Annotated in this window: 19 protein-coding genes and 1 tRNA gene; 15 read left to right on the top strand and 5 right to left on the bottom strand. The window is 43.3% G+C overall.

The window, feature by feature from the left end:
• Nucleotide 1: 1 nt before the first annotated feature.
• The 7 genes from mfd (at nt 2) to HMPREF0091_RS00410 (ending at nt 9374) form a co-directional block, all read left to right on the top strand.
• The gene (gene mfd / locus HMPREF0091_RS00440; RefSeq protein WP_006302199.1) at nt 2-3598 is read left to right on the top strand and encodes a transcription-repair coupling factor; all 3597 of its coding nucleotides are present in this window, start codon (nt 2-4) and stop codon (nt 3596-3598) included.
• Entirely contained in the window at nt 3588-4598 is a 1011-nt protein-coding gene (gene mazG / locus HMPREF0091_RS00435; protein WP_006302198.1) for a nucleoside triphosphate pyrophosphohydrolase, read from the top strand. Before mfd ends, mazG begins: the two co-directional genes overlap by 11 nt.
• Before the next feature lie 35 nt (nt 4599-4633).
• Nucleotides 4634-5374, top strand: a complete 741-nt coding sequence (locus tag HMPREF0091_RS06110) for an FtsB family cell division protein (RefSeq protein WP_010241607.1) — start codon at nt 4634-4636, stop codon at nt 5372-5374.
• A 314-nt stretch (nt 5375-5688) separates the two neighbouring features.
• Nucleotides 5689-6723 (top strand): Ppx/GppA phosphatase family protein, encoded by a 1035-nt coding sequence (locus HMPREF0091_RS00425; protein WP_006302193.1) that lies wholly within the window; start codon nt 5689-5691, stop codon nt 6721-6723.
• A 136-nt stretch (nt 6724-6859) separates the two neighbouring features.
• Nucleotides 6860-6944 (top strand) — tRNA-Leu (locus tag HMPREF0091_RS00420).
• A 241-nt stretch (nt 6945-7185) separates the two neighbouring features.
• The gene (locus HMPREF0091_RS00415; RefSeq protein ID WP_006302192.1) at nt 7186-7854 is read left to right on the top strand and encodes a hypothetical protein; all 669 of its coding nucleotides are present in this window, start codon (nt 7186-7188) and stop codon (nt 7852-7854) included.
• A gap of 380 nt (nt 7855-8234) precedes the next feature.
• A complete protein-coding gene (locus tag HMPREF0091_RS00410; RefSeq protein ID WP_006302191.1) occupies nt 8235-9374 on the top strand; it encodes an ABC transporter substrate-binding protein in 1140 nt (379 codons plus the stop codon).
• 130 nt (nt 9375-9504) lie between these two features.
• Here the strand turns inward: HMPREF0091_RS00410 and HMPREF0091_RS00405 are convergent, their stop codons facing one another.
• Complete coding sequence (locus HMPREF0091_RS00405) at nt 9505-9963, bottom strand: hypothetical protein (protein WP_006302190.1); 459 nt, start codon at nt 9961-9963, stop codon at nt 9505-9507.
• Between the two features lie 171 nt (nt 9964-10134).
• Between HMPREF0091_RS00405 and HMPREF0091_RS00400 the strand changes: the two genes are divergently transcribed.
• Nucleotides 10135-10566, top strand: coding sequence for a hypothetical protein (locus tag HMPREF0091_RS00400; protein WP_010241604.1), 432 nt, complete (start codon nt 10135-10137; stop codon nt 10564-10566).
• A 30-nt stretch (nt 10567-10596) separates the two neighbouring features.
• Here the strand turns inward: HMPREF0091_RS00400 and murQ are convergent, their stop codons facing one another.
• Both murQ and HMPREF0091_RS00390 read right to left on the bottom strand, forming a co-directional pair.
• The gene (murQ, locus tag HMPREF0091_RS00395; protein WP_006302188.1) at nt 10597-11499 is read right to left on the bottom strand and encodes an N-acetylmuramic acid 6-phosphate etherase; all 903 of its coding nucleotides are present in this window, start codon (nt 11497-11499) and stop codon (nt 10597-10599) included.
• A gap of 84 nt (nt 11500-11583) precedes the next feature.
• Nucleotides 11584-11898 (bottom strand): PTS lactose/cellobiose transporter subunit IIA, encoded by a 315-nt coding sequence (locus HMPREF0091_RS00390; protein ID WP_010241603.1) that lies wholly within the window; start codon nt 11896-11898, stop codon nt 11584-11586.
• A 427-nt stretch (nt 11899-12325) separates the two neighbouring features.
• Here HMPREF0091_RS00390 and HMPREF0091_RS00385 point away from each other — a divergent pair, with 427 nt between their 5' ends.
• The 7 genes from HMPREF0091_RS00385 (at nt 12326) to HMPREF0091_RS00355 (ending at nt 19119) form a co-directional block, all read left to right on the top strand.
• Nucleotides 12326-13174, top strand: a complete 849-nt coding sequence (locus tag HMPREF0091_RS00385; RefSeq protein WP_006302186.1) for a MurR/RpiR family transcriptional regulator — start codon at nt 12326-12328, stop codon at nt 13172-13174.
• Nucleotides 13175-13355: 181 nt separating this feature from the next.
• Complete coding sequence (locus HMPREF0091_RS00380) at nt 13356-13658, top strand: PTS sugar transporter subunit IIB (protein ID WP_006302185.1); 303 nt, start codon at nt 13356-13358, stop codon at nt 13656-13658.
• Between the two features lie 111 nt (nt 13659-13769).
• Nucleotides 13770-15059: a PTS sugar transporter subunit IIC gene (locus HMPREF0091_RS00375; RefSeq protein WP_010241600.1), complete on the top strand. Its 1290-nt coding sequence runs from the start codon at nt 13770-13772 to the stop codon at nt 15057-15059.
• 263 nt (nt 15060-15322) lie between these two features.
• Nucleotides 15323-16420 carry a DUF871 domain-containing protein gene (locus HMPREF0091_RS00370; RefSeq protein ID WP_006302182.1) on the top strand — a complete coding sequence of 366 codons (1098 nt, stop codon included), beginning with the start codon at nt 15323-15325 and terminating at the stop codon, nt 16418-16420.
• A 39-nt stretch (nt 16421-16459) separates the two neighbouring features.
• Complete coding sequence (locus HMPREF0091_RS00365; protein ID WP_006302181.1) at nt 16460-17416, top strand: N-acetylglucosamine kinase; 957 nt, start codon at nt 16460-16462, stop codon at nt 17414-17416.
• A gap of 37 nt (nt 17417-17453) precedes the next feature.
• Complete coding sequence (anmK, locus tag HMPREF0091_RS00360) at nt 17454-18674, top strand: anhydro-N-acetylmuramic acid kinase AnmK (RefSeq protein WP_006302180.1); 1221 nt, start codon at nt 17454-17456, stop codon at nt 18672-18674.
• Nucleotides 18664-19119, top strand: a complete 456-nt coding sequence (locus HMPREF0091_RS00355; RefSeq protein ID WP_006302179.1) for a hypothetical protein — start codon at nt 18664-18666, stop codon at nt 19117-19119. Before anmK ends, HMPREF0091_RS00355 begins: the two co-directional genes overlap by 11 nt.
• Here HMPREF0091_RS00355 and HMPREF0091_RS00350 read toward each other — a convergent pair.
• Entirely contained in the window at nt 19116-20549 is a 1434-nt protein-coding gene (locus HMPREF0091_RS00350; protein WP_006302178.1) for a sensor histidine kinase, read from the bottom strand. The two genes, HMPREF0091_RS00355 and HMPREF0091_RS00350, sit on opposite strands and share 4 nt — an antisense overlap.
• 1 nt (nt 20550) lies before the next feature.
• On the bottom strand, nt 20551-21258 hold the full coding sequence (locus HMPREF0091_RS00345) for a response regulator transcription factor (RefSeq protein WP_006302177.1): 708 nt from the start codon (nt 21256-21258) through the stop codon (nt 20551-20553).
• Nucleotides 21259-21393 lie beyond the last annotated feature (135 nt).

Here is a 21393-nt window from a genome sequence, read left to right as displayed (position 1 = left end):
CATGTTTTTACATAGAGTTGTTCAGCAACTCCTCACATCTCGCGAAATACACAGGATATGGAACGAGCTTGATCAGGGAAAAGATTGTACGCTGAACATCTCTCAAAGTGCTCGTCCATTTATAGTTGCTGCGTGCGCGTGCGCCCAAGCACGTCCTATATTGCTGGTAGTATCAGGCGAAGATGCAGCGGATAGAGCTGCACGCATTCTTGCAGGCTGGCTTGGACCCGACGTGGTGTTTCGCTATCCTGACCGAGCCGATTTACCTTGGAGCGACAAAAGTGCTAGTGCAGAGGTATGTGGCACGCGCGCCGAGGCGTTGTTTCATCTTGCGCAGCCACAACGGTGTGTGGTTGTGGCAAGTGCACGAGCTCTTCTGAGGCGGCTTCCGCCCAAAACGTCGTCTTTTGCTCAGCAACAAAAGATTTGCATAGGCGACGAGCTGGACATATACGCGCTTGCACGCCAGTTGGTGCTATGGGGATACGTTTCTACAACAGTTGTTAAAGAAGTTAGAGAGCCAGGTTATTTTTGTGTTCACGGCGATAGTGTTGATGTATTTTCGCCCTGTGAACAAGCTCCTGTTCGCATTTCCTTTTTTGGTGATGAAGTAGACGAAATTAGAAAAGTTGTGCCGTCTACAGGTCAAACGATCTCTTCTCAGCAGCAGGCGGTGTTTTATGCCGCGCGCGAACTTGAATTATCGCCTGAAACTATACAGTGTGCAAAAAATAAGCTGTATGACAAAGCTCAAGAGGATTTGGATACCGAGCGCGTTTTAGATCAGATAGAAGAATCCGTTTATACCAACGAACTAGACGCCTATCTACCGTATTTATATCCTTCAACCGCAAGTGTTATAGACTATATGCACCCATCTGCTCTTGTTGTTTTGGCAGAACCTCGTGCATTGTTTGACGATTGCCAACGTGCATATGATGAGCTCATGCATGCATCAACGGAAAAGCGCGTGAGCTTGGATGGTCTTTATACCTCTCCCGTTGAACTAGATTTTGGCAAACAACAGCGACTTTCTCTCTCTTCTCTTGCAAGACAGGGAATGCGAGCATCAAATCATGTTGTGACCGAGCAGTGCGACATCGCAGGATCTGCGAGTAAAATGATTGGGCGCATACGTGAGTTATTAGCAAATAACTCAGCAGTTGTTTTTTCGGTGCCCGATCGCGGTGCACGCCGTGCGCTGCAGCTCAGTTTTACAGATGAGAACATCTCCTTTGAAGATGCGTCTGAACATGCGTCTGAACATGCGTCCAAGCGCGCGCCCGAACACGAGTCTGAACACAACCAAGACCTAGAAGCGCAAAATCTCCCACTTCCGCGCAACAAGGTAGTGTTTTTTGCTGATCCTATTAATGCTGGTATTGTAATTCCATCTGCACATCTTGCTATTTTTTCGGTAAGCGACTTAAATGCTCATCTCAACAATAAAAAGCATCGTTTTCAAAAAATTGACCCCACCAAACTAACGTTTCCTTTTAAGCCGGGAGACTATGTGGTGCATGCAACGCATGGAATTGCGCTGTTTCAAAAAATTGTTCAACAAGAAGTAGCTGGTAAAAAGCGCGATTATTTTCTTTTGACGTACGCACAAGATGATAAGCTCTACGTTCCTTTTGAACAAGTTGATAAAATTACGCGCTATATAGGGCCTGATGGCTCAACGCCTCGTTTAACGCGTCTGAACTCTGCCGACTGGTCGCGTGCATGTACGCGTGCGCGTAAATCGGCACAAAAAATGGCGTTTGATTTGGTTGATTTGTATACGCGCCGTTCAACAATTAAGGGATTTAGCTTTTCTTTTGACACACCTGCTCAAGAAGACATGGAAACAAGCTTTCCCTATACGCTTACGCGCGATCAAGCACGCGCGCTCGATGACATTAAAGCCGATATGCAATCCGCTACACCTATGGACCGTCTTTTGTGCGGCGATGTTGGTTTTGGGAAAACCGAGGTTGCTCTGCGTGCAGCGTTTAAGTGTTGTCAGGATCATAAACAGGTTATGGTTTTATGTCCAACTACCATTTTGGCTCAACAGCATTTTGAAACCTTTTATGAGCGCTTTACTCCATTTGAGGTGAATGTGCGTGTTCTTTCGCGTTTTATTAAACCTGCCGAGCAAAAGCGCACGTTAGAAGGCTTTTCTACAGGTGATGTAGACGTTTTAATTGGAACACACCGCTTGCTTTCGTCTGATGTTAATCCTTCTAACTTGGGTCTTATCATTATTGACGAGGAACAGCGCTTTGGTGTTCAGCATAAAGAGCAACTTAAAAATATTCGCGAACAGGTTGATGTGCTTACGTTGTCGGCAACGCCCATTCCTCGCACCATGCAGATGGCAATGAGTGGCGTGCGTGATATGAGCTTGATTTTAAGCGCGCCGGCAGGAAGAAAGCCAGTACGTGTGCACGTTGGCGAGTGGGATTCGGACCTTATAAGCGATGCTATTCGCCTAGAGCTTGCGCGTAAAGGTCAGGTATATTACGTAAGCAACCGAGTAAAAACCATTGATGATGCGCTTGAGCGCGTCCATGCATGTGCGCCCGAGGCACGCGTTGGAGTAGCGCACGGTCAGATGAGTCCGTCTCAGATCGAAGAAGTTATGCTTTTGTTTGAAGAGCACGAGATTGACGTTTTGGTTGCAACAACCATTATAGAAAGCGGTATTGATAATCCGCATACCAACACGCTGATCATCGAAGATTCTCAGCGCTTGGGCTTGGCACAACTTTACCAGCTTAAAGGCCGTGTTGGTCGTGGTCGCGTGCAGGCGTATGCGTATTTTATGTTTCCGCCTACCGAGCCGCTTACCGAAGAAGCACGCAGGCGTCTTGAAGCAATTTACGAGCACCAAGAACTTGGTTCGGGTATGCGCATTGCTATGAAAGACCTTGAGATCAGAGGTGCTGGCTCACTTATGGGCGCTGAACAGCATGGTAATTTATCGGGTGTTGGTTTTGATTTGTTCACACAAATGCTCTCCGATGCTGTTCGCGAAGCAAAAGGTGAAACTCAGCACACAGACCTTGCCGAAGTGGTTATTAACATTCCTGCCGATTTTTATTTCAGCGAAGACTATGTCCCCGAAATTGATAAACGTGTGCTTTTGTATAGGCGCTTGGCGGCTGCAACAGAATTGAGTGAGGTAGACGCGCTTGAAAAGGAGACGCTTGACACCCACGGCGCGCTTGAACCTGCTGGCGTAAATTTATTTGGGCGTGCTCGTATTCGTATTCGCGCTGCTCGTTTAGGTGTTCAAACTGTTTCTGCATTAACGGATAAGATCATTTTGCAGGGGTTGGAAGTGCCTTATGCACATGCGCGTTTGTTGCGCGCACACAATATTTTAGTTTACTCTAAGACTAAAAAAGTTATATTCCCTGTTAAACGTGAGCGTGAATTTGAGCGTGCTACGCAACGTGTTCAAGAAGCGTCTAAGTGTCTTCAATCTGCACAAACGCACGATTTGCCGCAAGAAACAATCGCGCGGGATGCGCGTTCGCTTAAAGGTGACAAGTTAGTTGCACAAACCTTGCAAGCCCTCGAAGAATTGGGTGATAGTGATGACTCATAAACATAGTGTAGTGGTAACAGACGAGCAAGAAGCGGCTATTGATGAGCGTATTACGTGTATGAAGAACGCGCCAGCTTCTCAAATTGCTTTTGAGCGGCTTGTTCGTTTGGTGTGGCGCTTGCGTCAAGACGACGGGTGCCCGTGGGATAAAGCACAGACGCACGAAAGCATTACCAAAAATATGATTGAAGAAGCCTACGAAGCGGTTGATGCTATTCATCAAGCGGATAGCGAGCATCTGTGCGAGGAGCTTGGCGATGTACTTGAGCAGGTGCTTCTTCATGCGCAAATTGCCCTGGACAACCAGGAATTTACGCTTGAGGATGTCTGCCACGGGTTGGCGGAGAAACTTATTCGTCGTCACCCTCATATTTTTGACACCAATTCTTTGGCGCATATGCCCAGTTCTGCCGATGAAGTCCTCAATATTTGGGATAGTGTTAAAGACGCCGAGCGTGCAGCTGATAATACGCGCGCGGGCACTCATAAAGGGTTACTTGATTCAATACCGCGCTCGTTTCCTGCGCTTATGCAGGCTCAAAAGGTTGTAAAACGTGCGCATAAAGCTGGTTTAGGTGCGCATACTCACCAACAAGTATGTGCCGAGGCCGAAAAACGCATGCATGAATTGGTTGATTCGTGTGCATCTAAGAGTGCTTTTGTTGCAGACGAGAAGCAGCAAGACCAAAATAAGCAAGCCCAAAACAAGCCAGCCCAAAATAAGCAAGCCCAAAATAAAGCCGATAACAATCACAACACTCAAGACGATCACAACGAACGTGCACGCCTGTTTGGTAAGCTTATGTTTTCGTTGGTGGAGTTTGCGCAAGATATGCATGTTGATGCCGAGGAAGCACTTGCTTTTGAGGTACGTGCGTATCGAGAAACGTTTCGTGCATGCGAGCAGCGACTTGCGGCACAAGGCTCATCACTTGATGACGTAGATTTTGAAGATAAGCAACGTATATGGAATGATGTGTCCAATAAATCGGTACAATAAATTATAACGTTGGTGGCTATAGGGATATTTCTTGCATGTATAGTTCAGATTCATCTCAAAAATCAAATGGTACGCGCGCTACAGTTCGCCGTTCGCACGCTACAGACACGTTGTGCAATGCACGCGAAGAAGTGGGCTTGCCTCACTCATCGCGCTCGTCTCGTGTGCCTCGCTCGCGCCAAGTGCCGCGCTCATCTGCGCCACTGTCGCAAAATCCCACTTCCGTGCAAAATCCTTCATTTTTAAGCAACCCTTCCAATTCGGCGCAAGTATCTTCACCAGGAGCATCTTCTAAGCGCGCCATGCGTCGCAGCTATAAGAATAGAAACCGCGCAAAATCGCAACATTCTTTATCCGCGCAGGTAGGCCAGCTTGTAGGAATCATTTCTACAATTTTATCCCGTAAAATTTGGGTTGTCTGTCTGGTGATTGCGGCTATCGCACTGGGCATTGTAGGCCCTGTTCATGACTTTTATGTTGCTCGCCGTACAGGTGACGTTCTTGAGCAGAAAAAAGCGTATATCGAAGAAAAAAACTCCGAGCTTGAAGCTGAACGCGATTCTTTGTTTACCGAAGAAGGTGTTGAAACACAGGCGCGCAAAAGGGGATATGTATCTCCAGGTGAGGTTGGCGTTAATGTAGAGGGTTTGGAACAAAAAGAGGTTGAAGATCCTTCAAAGCCTGTTGAATATCCTGATTCGCGATCGTGGTTTGACAAAATGCTCGACACGCTCTTTGGTTTTTCTCCGCAAGATATTTGGAATAAGCGCGTTTAGCGTTACAACTTTTAACTGCGTATGGTGTTTAAGCGCACGTTAAGCAGTTATTGCATTGCTCCATACGTAGCAATTGTCTCGTGCTTTTTTGCTGTACATCTGTCATCTAGCTTATGTTTCGTGCCCAAATGCACGTCATCTGCGCTGTGTTTTACATCTAAATTAGCAAGGCATGCGCGCCACGGCTCACATTTCACAACCCATCTGTGCGCCGCGGCTCACCTTTCGGCGATTTTGTCTTTGTTACGACTTATGTTATTTGGTGTTTGTTGTACTATTAAAAGGGTATTTGCGTATAAAAGGTGGGTTGTGTTATGAAACAAATTGCATGCATAGATATAGGCACCGTTACGGTTCGTTTGGGAATTTTTGATATAGATTCCAAGCCTATTAAAGTGGTTAAAAAACTTTCAACCATTTGTGATTTAGGTAAAGGGTTTAACGAAACAGGAAATCTGAGCAAAGACGCTATCGAACGCGTGCTGTCTTGCATTGATACCTACGTTGCCATCATTAAGTCTATGGATGTAGTGGGCGTTTGCTGTGTTTTAACAGCTGCCGCCCGTGAATCGCATAATGTAAGCCCTCTTTTAGACGGGCTTTCCTCAAAGGGTCTTATTGCGCAGGTTATTGGTGGTAAAACCGAAGGTTGCCTGACGTTTTTAGGTATATGCCAAGATTTTCCTAACCAGCGCATTTTAGCTGTTGATAATGGCGGCGGTTCTACCGAGCTAACCGTTGGTCGTTTGACCGAAGAAGAGGAACTTTCATATCGTCCAACCAATGACGCAAAGCCAACGCATCACATGCTTCCCGTGGTAGAGCGTGTTATGTCTATTGGTATAGGTTGCCGTCGTTTAAGTGATTCGTATAATTTATATACGGGCATTCCTACCGCAGAAAAAATAGAGCAGGCGCGCGCGTTTGTGCGCAATAGCTTTGCAGGTGCGGTGGACGAAGAGGGTATTTTAATGCTTGAGCCACAAAAGATGATTGCTTGTGGCGGAACAGTAACCTCGTTGGTTGCAATGCTATACGAGCTTGAGCCTTATGATCCTGCTTTTGTTCATTTGCACACGCTTACATTTGACGAAATAGAAGGTCTTATTGCTCGTATGAGCAAGCTCGATTTGGATGGGCTTAAAGCGCTTCCTGGTCTGCAAGAAAAACGCGCCGATGTAATTTTTGGCGGCGCTCTTATCTTGAGCGAACTTATGAAATGTTCGGGCTTTAAAGAGCTTACGGTGAGCGAACACGATTTGCTGGTCGGTCTTGGTATTTGTGCTGCTGCAGAGTATCACAACGACTATGTGCCCTTGCCATGGAAGCCTGGTTTAGCTCGTTTGTAAGAATGCGTGTCGCTTGCGCGCATTTCCGCACATCTTATACAAATTTTTAATTTATGCTTTATGGATCGCGCATTCCGTGTTAAAGTGTTAAAAGTTCTCGTGCTCTTTATACGAGCGCATCGCGTAATGCGTGTTTGGGGGCGTGGTGGAATTGGCAGACGCAGAGGACTTAAAATCCTCCGACTTCGGTCATGTGGGTTCGAGTCCCACCGCCCCCACCAGCTTTTTTCTTTCTTTTTACCCTATTTTACCTGCAGAAATGCAAGCATTCTCATACGTAAAAGTTCATCAAGTGCGCTAAGTGTGTGAAAGTGTGTATAACCGTGTTTAACTGGTGTGACAGGTTGTGACCGATACACCAAAAAATCTCATGCAATAAAAATGCAACAAGTTTTATGATGTAATACAAATATAAAAAGTTTTGTACGTGCGCTGTACCAATCGTGATAAGGAGCTTATACCATGTCGGCTACACTTTCTTCTAACTTAACGCGCGAAAAGGCATTTGCGCTGCTCAAACAGTACAATCAAGAGGAATTTCATATTATTCATGGACTTACCTTAGAGCGTTTAATGCGCTATTTTGCAGCAATTCACGATGAAGATAATATTGATTTTTGGGGTCAAGTTGGCTTGCTGCACGATATGGATTGGGAAGTTTGTGACGGCGATGAGGATCATACCCTTTGCACCGAGCGTTTGCTTACCAAAGAAGGAGCGTCTGCCGAGCTCATTTGCGCAATCCAAACGCACAATTCCGACCTCAACGATAGCCTTCCCAAGCCTGAACTCAAAATGGAGCGTGTGCTTTTTGCCGCAGACGAAACATCGGGACTTATTGACGCGTGCGCCCGTCTTCGTCCTTCAAAATCTTGTCAGGATCTTGAACTTTCAAGCCTTAAGAAGAAATTTAAAAACAAAAAATTTGCCGCTGGATGTGCGCGCGAGCAAATGACTTTAGGGGCTGAGTATAATTCTTGTGATGTTGAGACGATGCTTGCCGCTGTTTTGGCTGCATGCAAGGCAACCGATCCCAATCGCGCTCAATGGTTGAAAGATAATCCTTCGTGGTTGGATGAGAATCCACAAAATAGCGATGAAGCACTTCTTGAGGTTGCGCAGCGCATGTAGTCTGTAGTGTACATTTCTTGTTCGGAAGGTAGTTGGCGGTACCGTACATACCGAAGGCGCGTGCTACACCAGATACCTATGGCATCCGCCTCAACCAACCGTCTTTGCCGCCTTTTATACGTCCTTTATAGGAAACACCGCCATAGAACGTTGTCATATAAACAAACACATCACTACCGTATAAAACTTAAGTCTTACTGATAGGTATATTGTGTATACTAAATACGGTTCTTGCCGTAAACTGGCGTAGTTTGTAACCACGTTATTTTATGGTAAAAACACCAATCGCGTGGCAAATAAGTTTTGTTTTATGGTATATAACTAGTTTGTGAGGTAAAACCATAATTTTGCTTGGGACAACAAACAAATAAGGAGTGGATATGGCGCTTCTTTCCAGAAGAAACTTTTTATATGGAACGGCTGCAAGCACAGCTATGCTTGGCATGCTTGGTGGGTTAGGCGGTTGCTCGACTGCGGACAACACTAAAGAGTCGCAAGATGTAGATTTATCTCGTATTGCCGATCAGGATTTAATTTCCAAAGCGCAAGCCGAAAAAGAGCTGATTGTGTATGGTTCTGCGGAAGAGCCTTTTGTGGCGGCGGCGTGTAACAATTTTCAAAAGCTTTTTGGTATCACTACTAAATTTATGCGCCTATCCACAGGCGAAGTTCAGGCAAAAATCGAAGAAGAAAACGGCAATCCATCAGGTGACGTGTGGTTTGGAGGCACTACCGATCCCTATAACATTGCTGCTTCAAAGGGACTGCTTGAGCCTTATGAAGCTCGTAACGCAACGCACTTACTTTCTCCTCACTATAAAGATGATCACAATTATTGGTATGGTATTTATAAAGGTAGCTTGGGCTTTTTCTACAATAAAGCAGAGCTTGATAGACGATCGCTTGAAGCTCCATCGGACTGGCCTGATTTACTTAAACCCGAGTATAAGGGCTTAATTTGGTCTTCTAATTACAACACAGCAGGTACGGCTAAGCTGCTTATTAACACCATGATTCAAAAATATGGTCATGATAAGGGTATAAAGTACCTTGTTGATTTGGATAAAAACATTGCGGTTTATAGTAAAAGTGGTGTTGGCCCTGCGCAAAATGTTGGTACAGGGGAGTGCACTATTGGTATTGGGTTTGTTTCGCTAGCTATTAAGCAAATTGTAACCAATGGTTATAAAGACATTCGCATTGTAATTCCTTCATCGGGAACAAGCTATGAAATTGGTGCTACAGCCATTATTAAAGGTTGTAAGCACCCGTATGCCGCGCAACTTTGGATTGAGTACGCGCTTTCGCCGCAATGCGTTGAACGTGCTCAGGAAGTTGGTTCTAATCCATTTTTGGTTATCGACGACGCACAACAGCCGCCTCTTGCTGCAGAATTTGGTCTTGATCCTAATAATGTTATGGATTACGACTTTGAGGACGCCAAGAAAAACACTGAGCGTTATGTGCACGAGGTCATGCAAGCACTTAAAGGCGGAGACTCTCGCTTTAAGACAAAATAGGAGTTTATCGCGCCTCACAGTTGCGCGCTAGGTGCCTAACATCGTGGGTGGGTGTGCCTAGGGCGAACCGAGTTACCAGTTGCTTCACAGGTGCTTATGCAGTGTAGGTAGGCACCTGCTACTCGTGCGCTTATAAGCGGGTAGAAGAAGCAGATGATGTGTCGTTTTGCTTTTGGTTTAGCTTATCGTACAAAAGATAGTTTGTAATAAAAACTACACCTGCCAGCGCAAGGGCGCACCCTAATCCCGTGTAGAAAAATGCAATGAAGAAGTTGGGCAAAACATGGTATGCGCGTAGGCCAATGCCTCCGCTCATCATAACCACCATAATAGCATACGATTTAAGGTCAAAAAACCGCCAAAAAGGTTGCGCAGACGTATAAGCCATGATTCTTGCGGTATGCTTTGTGCTCATATTGAAAAACATTAACGCAAATAGGCAAAAAATTATAAGCGTGAGCGCGTAAGACATCCATGTGGCCTCGATGAGGGCATATGAGAGCAATCCAAGGCGCGCAACATTAAAACCAGCTATAAGCCATACAATACCTGCTATGAGTAAAAGTGTTCGTTTGTCAACGTAAAACATGGTAAGCTCCGTTTCGTGTGTGACTATGAGCTTATTTTACCCACGCCGAATAAGTTTTTCAGGGGATATAACTCTTAACAGAACATTCATGAGGCGGGTATACACTATATTAAAGCTGCTCATCGTGTTATAAAGGGGTTCATCTAGGTGTTATTTAAGGAGGTGTTTCCTATGACCAAAAGGCAAAAGCTTGTGTTTGTTTTATATGCTATAGCTGTTATCTGTATTCCCTTAGCGTTGGATGTGGTTATATCTTTAATCCCCGAGCCTGATGTATCGGGGCTGTCTAACCCCCATGCTTTTGACCACATAGACAACAAGGTGTTTTTCATGGGTTTGATACTTGATTTTGGATTGTATCTTTACCCTCTACACATGCTGTGTATCAATCACATAACCCTTAATATAAACAAATGCTTGTTTTTAATTGTGATGTCGTGCGCCATCGTAATTGCTCCGCTGGTTATGGCGCTCTGGTCTGGCATGTTAAGAGCCTATGTATTTGAAACACTATTGGCCATAGGAGTTATTTTTCTTTTACCATTTTTTGGAATATATGCTCTTAAATTAAGGCTATATAAATCACGCATGCCGCGCCCGTGAAAATTGCATTAAAACAGCATCAAAATATGTTTAAACTCCTTGCTCTAATGCCTTTCGAACATGACCTTTACATTGTTCTAAAATATTTAGGGCTTCGTGTGCAGAACAAGACAAGAGTAACATTGTTATTGCTGTTTTTACTTGGCCTCCTGCGGCCTTCAGCGCAGCTTGTGCATCATATTCGCTACAGCAACAGGCTTCCATAACAATATTTTGTGCGCGCGTATGGAGCTTTTCGTTGGTCTGTTGAACGTCAACCATCAGGTTTTTATATACTTTACCTGCGCATGTCATAGCTCCTGTAGAAATCATATTCAGTATAAGTTTTTGTGCGGTGCCTGCTTTAAGCCGCGTCGAGCCCGATAATACTTCAGGACCAGTTACTGGCTCAATAGCTAAATCGGCCACGCGTCCGATTTCTGAATTTTGATTACAGGCAATTGCCACTGTTTTACATCCATTTTGTTTTGCATAGGTCAGAGCACCAATTACATAAGGAGTTCTTCCACTTGCAGCAATGCCAACCACTATGTCACAACTACGCAAGTTATGCGCTTGCAAATCATGAGCACCCGCTGCAGCGTCATCCTCAATACCTTCAGCCGCTTTCACAAATGCCTTATCACCACCTGCAATAAGACCAACAACCGTATTTGAATCTACGCCAAAGGTAGGTGGACATTCTACCGCATCAAGTACTCCAAGACGTCCGCTTGTACCTGCACCTACGTAGACAATGCGACCTTTATTTTGGAGTGCCTCTCCTGCCCAGCTTATTGCTTGAGCTATGTGGTCAATCTCTTTTTTTACAGCCTCTACAGCATACAGGTCTTCAGAGTTCATGACTTCTGCAATTTGTTTAGGAGTAAATGTATCTAGATTAATTGTTCGAGGATTTTGCTGTTCGGTCGTAAGGTTCATTATGTTTGTCATAGTAGTTCCTTGATCGTTACAAATAAGTACAAAGGTCGGGCGGGTTAAAGTGGTTTTGTGTTATCGAAAAACTTGTAAAACAAGTTATTTTTTGTCGAGTTTTTTGTAAAGAAGTATCATCTGTTCAATAAGCTCTTTAGCCAATATTGAGGTCATGAGATGATCTTGCGCGTGGACAAGCAAGATGTCTAGGTTACATGGATTGCCTTGAGCAGCGTTGCATAACAGCTCTGTTTGAATATTATGAGCCTCAAGCGAGGCCTGTTCTGATTGATCGATCAGGTCTTGTGCATCTTCAAAATTACCTTCTTTTGCCTTCTCAAGAGCTTCAAATGCAAGAGATCTTGCTGTTCCTGAGGAAGCTATAATTCCAAAGCTGATAGATTCGTTTTCTTCCATGTGTAACCTCATACTTTCTTGGAGTGCCTTTCAACAATGAGAATACATGCAGCTGTAGGCATTTTCAAATGGATGCTAACTCATCCGCCAATTATTCTACAGTTAAAAATTGCAAAGATTATATAAGTAGGTGAGATTGCTTCAAATGCGGATTGAGTAGAGGCATTGTTCAAAATACAATCATTCAACTGGTGTTTTTAAAACTTGTCAGTGGTACAGTAGCTTGTGGGTAGAAAATATCACGGTAGAAAATCTCGTCTACACATGAAATATCTTCATTTGGAGATAATCCGTTTACTTATAAATAGCAACCACTCACAAGTGCTTTTACAACAGGAATGGAAATAAAATTTCATGTTCTATAAAATTTAATGACTTAAAATTTACACATTGTTATAACTAGTAATGAAAGGCTCTGGTGATACCTATGGAACCAAAAAGTCTTTTGGTACTTTTAAAAGAGAATAAGGATCGCGTAAGTACAAGTGAACAGCAAATTATTACGTATATACTAAAGAAACCTGAAGCTATTGTTGGTGTAACAATACACGAACTGGCGCAGATGACTTTTGTATCGGCAGCCACTATTTCTCGGTTACTTAGGAAGTTATCGCTTGGGGGATACAAGGAGTTTCAGCAATATCTTATATACGAACTTGCCTCTATGAAAACATCAAGACAGAGTTCAATTGAGGATATTAACCCTAAAGATTCTACTAAACAGATTATGTTTAAGATTATGAGAAAAACCATAGAATCTATTACGCTTACTGAAAAACTTAACAACCCTAAAACCATAGATTCGTGCGCAGAGCTTATACACAACGCTCGTCATATAACGATCTTTGGCATGGGTAGCTCGCTTTTAAGTGCCCAGGATTTGCAATACAAATTCCTGCGCGCAAACATCGATTGTACGTTAAGTGCTGACTGGCATATGCAACTTATTGCCGCTAATAATATGTCAGACGGAGATGTAGCTATAGCGTTTAGTTATTCGGGAGTTACTCCCGAAACATTGCGATGTGTGCACGCAGCGCAAGATCACGGAGGCAAGGTTATAGCGATCACGCGTTCAGTTAACAGTACAGAGCTTGTTAGACATGCTGATATTGTTCTTTATGTGGCCTCAACCGAGCCGCTTCTTAGAAGTTCGGCGGGTACATCGCGCATTACGCAGCTTATGATTGTTGACACGCTTTTTTCTACGCTGGTTAATAAGCACTACGATGTCTACGCCACAGCTATTGAAGATAATTACATTTCAAAAAAATAGAAGCTCAAAACATTAAACGCTCAGCTTGTCGTCTGAGCCTAACTGTTATTTACGGTGACTTTGAGGCAATGCAGACAACGATACTATGGTTATTTTTGCTCTTGAACAGGTAAAAAGAGATAGTGTAGATATGTGCCACTAATAGATGGTGCACAAACGGAGTCATTAAGGAGGAAATGTTATGAGGCAATATAAAATTTTACTTGTTTGCTCAGGAGGCATGTCAACATCAGTACTTATGAACAAAATGAAGAAATATGGGGAGGAACATGGGGTGACCATGGAGGTCGCTGCATGTGGTACCACCCAGTATCTTGATGAGGTTGATAAGTACAATATAATCCTTCTGGGTCCGCAGATTTCTTATCGTAAAAAGCAGATTGAGTCAACCGTTACGGTACCAGTAGTAGGTATAAAACCGCAAGATTATGCCTTTGGTAATGTTGAAAACATTCTAAAAGATGTTGATGATGTTTTGTCGTAAGGCGATGACAGGTTTACGGCTTTGATCTGCATGGGGATGTCACGCAGGTTTTTGGCGTTCAATTTTTTACGCTAATTCCAAACAACTATAATCAAAAAGGAGATGAATGCTTTGGAAAAATTTCAAAAATGGCTCGAAGAGCACCTAGCACCACTTATGGGAGCGCTTGGATCTAATCGTTATTTACTTGCTGTTCGCGACGGTGTTGTGGGAGCACTTCCGCTTATTATCGTTGGATCATTCTTCCTGATTGCGGCTTTTCCTCCACTTCCTGCAGATTGGCCTCTATGTCAGCTTATCAAAGCAAACGTTGGAAAAATTCTGTTGCCGTATCGTATGACCATGTTCATCATGACACTCTATGCTGTTTTTGGTATGGGCTACAGTCTTTCTAGGTCCTATAAACTTGATGGTCTGTCGGGTGCCATTTTATCTGTTATGGCATTTTTGCTTACTATCAATCCAGTAGTCATTAAGCCCGAGCTCAAGGCGGGCGTTGCGGGATTTGTTTTGCCTATGGGTTCGTTGGGTAGCGCCGGTCTTTTTGTGGGAATCATCGCCACGTTTATTGCGGTAAACATCTTTAGACTAACTCAAAACTCAAAGTTTAAAATCACGATGCCCGATGAGGTGCCGCCATCGGTTGCGCGTTCGTTTGAGGCGCTTACGCCCACACTCATAGTCATCCTTTTAATGGGGACCATTACATATTTCTTTGAGTTTAATTGGGGCGGAGTTGTATCAACACTTGTTAAGCCACTTATCTATGCAACAGACTCTCTGCCTGGTGTTTTACTTATTTCCTTCTTGTATTGTTTCTTCTGGTTCTTTGGTATCCACGGTGCGTCCATTGTAGGATCACTTGCTCGTCCTTTGTGGCTTACGCTTCTAGAGGCTAATGCAACTGCCGCCGCCGCAGGAGTTGCTGTAACCGAGCTTCCAGCTATTAGTGCCGAACCTTTTTACCAATGGTTTGTGTTTATCGGTGGTGCAGGTAGTACAGTGGGATTGGCTATTCTTCTTGTGAGTGTGTGTAAATCTAAGTATGCTAAAGATCTTGGAAAGATTGGTTTTCTTCCAGCCATCTTTAACATCAATGAACCATTGATTTTTGGGGCGCCCATTGTTTTGAACCTTACCCTTGCCATTCCCTTTATTCTTGTTCCCATGATTTCAGGCGTTATTGCATGGTTTGCCACTTCATTAGGCTTGGTTGGACGTGTTGTGGTAAGTGCACCTTGGACGCTCCCAGGGCCTATTGGTGCGTTTTTAGCAACAGGAGGCGACATACGTGCAGCCATTCTCAATGTCGTACTGATTATCTTGTCTTGCGTAATTTACTATCCCTTTGTTAGGATTTGGGATCAGCAATACCTTAAGCAAGAAAAAGATTCTAAATAATTTGTTTGTTCATCACAACAGATTACGGCCTTATATTGCTGCACACCCCACACAAGCAGCATATAAGGTCGTGTTGCGCCTTGGTTTAATCTTTGTAAGTCGCTCCAAACATGGCTTATTTGCACGCAGATAGTCATAGACATTTTTAAGGAACGGCACAGTAGCGTTGCAAGCATTAAACCTTGGCGTAGTGCGTATAGAGTATAACAATCATACCTATAGTTAAATACGTAAGTAATTTTACATGTGAGTAAGGAAATAGTATGAAACGCTTGGGGATTTCAATTTATCCAGAGAAAGCAAGTTTTGAAGAGACGGCCGCATATTTGAAACAAGCTGCTCAAGCAGGTTTTACGCGTCTTTTTAGTTGTTTGCTTTCAATTACCGATACCAAAGACGCCGTGAAACGAGAATTTAGCACAATTAATAAGCTTGCACATGATTTAGGATTTGAAATTGTTCTCGACTGTAATCCTCGTGTAATGAACGATTTGGGCGCATCGTATAAAGATTTGTCATTCTTCAAAGAAATTGGAGCCGACGGTATTCGTTTAGACATGGGTTTTTCGGGTCTTGAAGAATCGTTGATGACTTTTAATCCCGAAGGGTTGTTTATTGAGATAAACATGAGTAATAATGTTCATTACGTAGATACTATTATGGATTATATGCCCGACAGTTCAAAGCTCGTGGGCTCGCACAATTTTTACCCACATGCTTACTCAGGTCTTACGGTAGAACATTTTCAAGCGTGTAACCAACGTTTCAAAAAACACGGCATCAATACCGCGTGTTTTGTCACTAGCCAAGCACCTCAAACATTTGCAAATTGGTCGGTAGTTCAAGGCTTGCCCACACTAGAGTTGCATCGTCATCTTCCTCTACATTTGCAAATTGAACATATTATAGCTTTGGGCGGCATTGACGATGTGATGATCTCAAACTGTTATCCAAGTTCAGAAGAATTAGCTCAACTTCAGAATTTGCCGCATAATATGGTGAGCTTTTCCGCTACGTTGATTTCCGATATTCCCGCTCTTGAAAAAAGCATTGTCTTTGACGAGCTGCATTTTAACCGAGGCGATGTTTCCGCACAGCTTATCCGTTCTACGCAAAGTAGGGTTAAGTATAAAGGGCATACGTTTGAACTTATGCATCCTGTGGATATTAAACCTGGAGATATCGTACTTGAAAGCAGCGAATATGGGCATTATGCAGGTGAATTGCAAATTGCAAAACGTCCTATGAAAAACAGCGGAAAGAGTAGTGTTATTGGCCATATTGCACAAGATGAGCTCTTTTTACTTGATCTTATTAAGCCTTGGCAAAAATTTAGCTTTCACGAGAATTTTTCAGCATAGTGAACTTAAGATAGCGAACAAAATTGAGGTGTGCAAAACATGTGGTACATTGGCGTTGATGGTGGCGGAACTAAAACAGCTTTTACGGTATACAATAATGAGCTGGCACCAGTTGCCTCAGCGTTTGTGCTTTCTACCATGCACTATGCTCAGGTAGGCTTTGATGGCCTTGAGCGTGTTTTAACAGAGGGTATAGAACACGCCAAAGGTCTGATACCACAAGACGAGAATTATGGTATAGGTCTTGGCCTTGCAGGATATGGGTCAGTACCCGAAGTACGCGCAGAAATTGAGCGAAGAGTTTCTCGTATTGCAGCTGGACACGTTTATAAGCTCGTCAGTGACGTTGAAGCTGCCCATGCTGCTTCTCTTGGACTGCAAGACGGGATTATTCTTATAGCTGGAACTGGTTCAATTGCCTACGGGAAGCATCATCACAAATCAGCTCGTGTAGGTGGTTGGGGACCTCTTATAGGTGACGAAGGTAGTGGTTATTGGATAGCGAAAGAGCTTCTGAGAGAATTTTCTGCTCAAAGTGATGGACGTCAAGATCGAACGTTGCTATATAGTCTTGTCCGCGCACACCTTTCTTGCACAGATGATTTTAATCTCATATCTTATGTACAAAATCCTAAGACGGGCTCTCGCACGGAGCTTGCCCGTCTTGCTCCAATTGTTTTTAAGGCTGCCGCGCAGCATGATATTTGTGCAGAGCGTATTATACATACGGCCATTTCTCACTATGTGTTGCATGTTAAAGCACTCATACAAAAGCTTGGCTTTCAGCTTGATATATGCGATAACTCTCGGGAGCTATCGAGCGGTGCTTCAAATATCAACATAAGCTATGTTGGTGGCGTATTTAAGGCAGGAGGTCTTGTGCTTGAACCACTGAGTCAGGCTCTTCCTTCCTACTGTAAGTTGCGTAAACCACTAAGAGAACCTGATGTTGGTGCTTGTTTGTTGCTTAAGGAAGAATTAGATCGCATCAATTAATAAAGCGTTTTAGGAGTGTATACAGAGGAGGAACCTCATGATTGCCGCGGGTATTATGAGCGGGACTAGTTTGGACGGAATAGACGTTGCACTTGTTGATATTGATGGTGTGGGTTTGGCTACTACCTGTCGTCTTATATCGTTTTATACATTTCCCATGCCTTTGGACACTAAACAGCATATTATGCGCGCCTGTCTTGATAAAGCAACAACATCACAGCTTAGTTCATTGCATAGCGAGCTTGGGTATCTTTTTGCGCACAGTGTTCAAGAAGCCCTTAAACGAGCACATATTGCGTCTAAGGATTTGCGTTTTATTGCAAGTCATGGACAAACTGTTTGGCATGCGCCAAATTCGCACGATAGCAATTCTTGCACGTATTCGTCAACTTTACAGCTTGGCAACAGCGCAATTATAGCTTGGGAATGCCAAACAACTGTTGTCAGTGATTTTCGTTCTATGGATATGGCAGCGGGCGGGCAAGGTGCTCCGCTTGTTCCTTATTCTGAACTTGTTTTGTATGCAAAAGATTCTACTAATCGAGCACTTGTAAATATTGGCGGAATTTCTAACATTACCGCACTTAAGGCAAAAGCTCAGATAGACGACGTGTTTGCTTTTGATTGTGGTCCGGGAAACATGATGATAGACGAGGTATGTCGAGTCTTTTTTGGTTGTGAGTTTGATGAAGGGGGACAACTTGCTGCACGAGGAAATCTAAATCCCCAGTTGTGGCAGCGTCTGTGTGATAACAAGTTTTATGAGCAAAATCCTCCAAAAAGCACAGGGAGAGAGATGTTTGGCGCTCAATATACCCGATCGCTTTTGCGTCAATGCAATATCTTAAATGCGACTGACGCGCTATTAAAATCTGAGTATGCTTATGATGTGCTGTACACATTTACGCACTATAGTGCATTTTGCATTGCAGAAGCATACAAGCATTTTGTAAAGCCTCATTTTGCACAGCAACCTTGCAAAGACCAGCTCATTGTATCTGGGGGAGGCGCTCATAATAAGACGCTTATGAGCATGCTTGATAATATGTTGCCAGGTGTTATGGTATGTTCGCAGCACGATTTAGGCTATTCAAGTGACGCAAAAGAAGCAATCGCTTTTGCTCTTATGGGCAATGAAACTCTGCACGGCAGAGCTTCCAATGTGCCTCGCGTGACTGGTGCTAAGTGTTCTGTTGTTTTGGGTAACGTAACACCTTGTCCCATTCCTACCAATTCTGGAGTTCTCGATGTCTTATAACCGTAAATCTTCTCAAAAAGCTCGTAAATCTCGTAACAATAACTTGCATAGGGACACTGCACACAAGCATGCCCAGCACGTATCTTCGCCATCCACTACAGCAAGCGCTGCTGTTAAGTTTCATGGAGTGATACGTAATGATATGGTAGAAGAACAAACAGCGTCTGCAGGATTTGTTCCATTTACGTTTAGTACATCAGCGCTTTTGTTGATAAGCTCTCTTATAGGTGCCATATTGGTGCCACAGGTTTTATCGATATGTGGAGTTTCTTACGAGGTAACACTTGTTCAAAGTCTGTCTTTATGCGTGGCGTGCGCGCTTGGTTATGGAAGGTATTTTGTTGATACTAAACGCGGCTTATGTAGAGGCTTTTTTCTAACAGTGGCTATTACGTATATTTTATCTTCTATAGGTTTGTATTGCCTGTTGTTTATGGGTTTTTAGGAACGTGCAAAGCCTGAATAAGAACTTTTTACCTCTATCTGCGGCAGTGTTAAGGTAGTCATAAAGCCGCCGTGCTTACTTTTGCTTATGGACGTTCTTCCATTATGCGCATCGACAATCTGTTCTACAATCAAAAGCCCTAAGCCATGGCGCTGTTCGGTGGTACTTGTATCACAGATCATATAATGAGGTGTGTGATTAAGCTGTTTGAGCTTTTCATCTGAGACTCCTATGCCATTATCTTCAACACAAATCATGCAATTATTGCGATTTGCGCTCACAGACACATAAATTGTGCACCCGCTTTCGTTATGGGTGATGCTATTCCACATAAGATTTGAGATTGCTCGCTTTAATAAGTCCTTATCTGCAAAAATATTGCAAGTTGTAAGACTCTCGTCTGTTTCCCAAACGATTTCAAATTCGCCCTGCATATCCATGTTTATGAAATCAACAACAACTTGACGAACAACGCTAACGGCGTTTTCCTCTTTTTTCTTAATTGGCTGCATGTTATATTCAAGCTTTGAAGCAAGATTAAGGTCATTGATTAAATTTTTCATGCGTTCGCTTTGCTTCATGATCATGTTCGATTTTTTTCGATCTTCTGTTTCAAGACAAGAAGAGCTCGCTAACTGACCAGCATATCCCATGACCATAGATAAAGGCGTGCGAATATCGTGGGAAACACCTGCTATCCAATTTGCACGCGCCATTTCCTTTTTTCGTAATTGTTCTTTTTGTTGTTGTAAAACATCGGATGTTGAGTTGATATGAGCAGATATTTCTGAAAGCGCTCCTGTTTCTGGAATGTGGACACGCTCGGCTGTGGACAGGCGTTGTATGCCCTTAATAATTGGATTGACCGATTTAAGGAGTTTCATATTGGCTATTACATAAATTCCAAGGACAAGGCAGATGTTGATACATAAAACACCTAAAACGATCTGCGGAGAATTTGAAATTAAACTGTAGTTCCAACTTGGTGTTGTGTGTTTCCAAAAACTATTGTGTGGGAAACCTACAACAACCACGCCTCGTTCGTTTTCGCCCGTATATGTGGGGTATCCTTTAAGATATCCCACGCTTAACTGAGCTATATCGGAGAGTGTATAGCTTGCAGGAATAGTAGAGGGAACATTTTTTGTTTTCCATACAACGCGCGAGGTGTCATTATCAATTAAAATTGCCCATGCATGGGCGTCTTTCAGTTTAGTGCTCATGTGCTCAGGGAGTGTAAAATCTCCGTTTGCAGATACGTGGAGTGCTTTTCCAGCTTCTTTTGCAATATTATACGGAGACGTCTCTTTATGGGGGATTTGATTTGCCATCAGTACAGCAAACGCAATGATGTTTATAGCTAAAATAAGTACCGAGCTAAGCAGAAAAATACCTATAAATCGTTTTATGAGTTTTGGTATGCTTTTCATCCTACTTCTCTTCCACAATCAGCTTATAGCCCAATCCCTTAACCGTTATGAGCGAAACAGGCTGCGATGGATTACGCTCAATTTTTTCTCTAATACGACGTATATGTGCCATTAAAGAATTTTCGTATCCAAAAGGATTGTCGCCCCACGCCGCCTCACACAACGCATCAATGGTTATAATGCGTCCTGCATTGCGGTATAAGGCAGAAAGTAAATCATACTCTTTTGCAGTCAGCGGAATATGCTTGGCGTCTTTTATTACTTCTGCAGCCGAAAAATCAAGCAGACTGTTTTTTAGCTTTACAACTGGGCTTTCGCCCTTGTAACTTCTTCTTAATATTGCCATGATACGAAACATGAGTTCTTTTGGTAGAAACGGTTTTACCACATAATCATCGGCACCTAGGTTAAATCCCTTAAATTTGTCCTCGTCTTCACCGCAAGCAGTGAGAAACAAAACAGGACAATCACTATATTGTTTGAGGCACTTCATAAGATCAAATCCATTTCCATCAGGAAGCATCACATCAAGGATTGCTAATTCTGGAGGGAATTTTTTAGCCACGTCTACCGCGTCTTTCATGGTTTGAACCGCTGTTATATGGCGAAACCCGTATTCGTTGAGGATGGATACAACCATATGTAACAGCTCTTCCTCATCATCAACAAGCAACACGTGCTTATTCAGCAAATAATCATCCCGATTCATAGCAAAGCCTCCTTTGCTTCTATTATGCCATGTACGTATACATTTTGTTGAACGCCTTATAAAACGTAAGGTAGATGTAAGGTAGAGCGAATGTTGTTGCAAGGTTGGTGCAATATCATAAACCTCAGAAAGGAG

Source organism: Fannyhessea vaginae DSM 15829 (genome assembly GCF_000159235.2).
Taxonomy (GTDB): domain Bacteria; phylum Actinomycetota; class Coriobacteriia; order Coriobacteriales; family Atopobiaceae; genus Fannyhessea; species Fannyhessea vaginae.
Note: the sequence above shows the minus strand (reverse complement) of the source record. Positions and strands in the feature narration are given on the sequence as shown.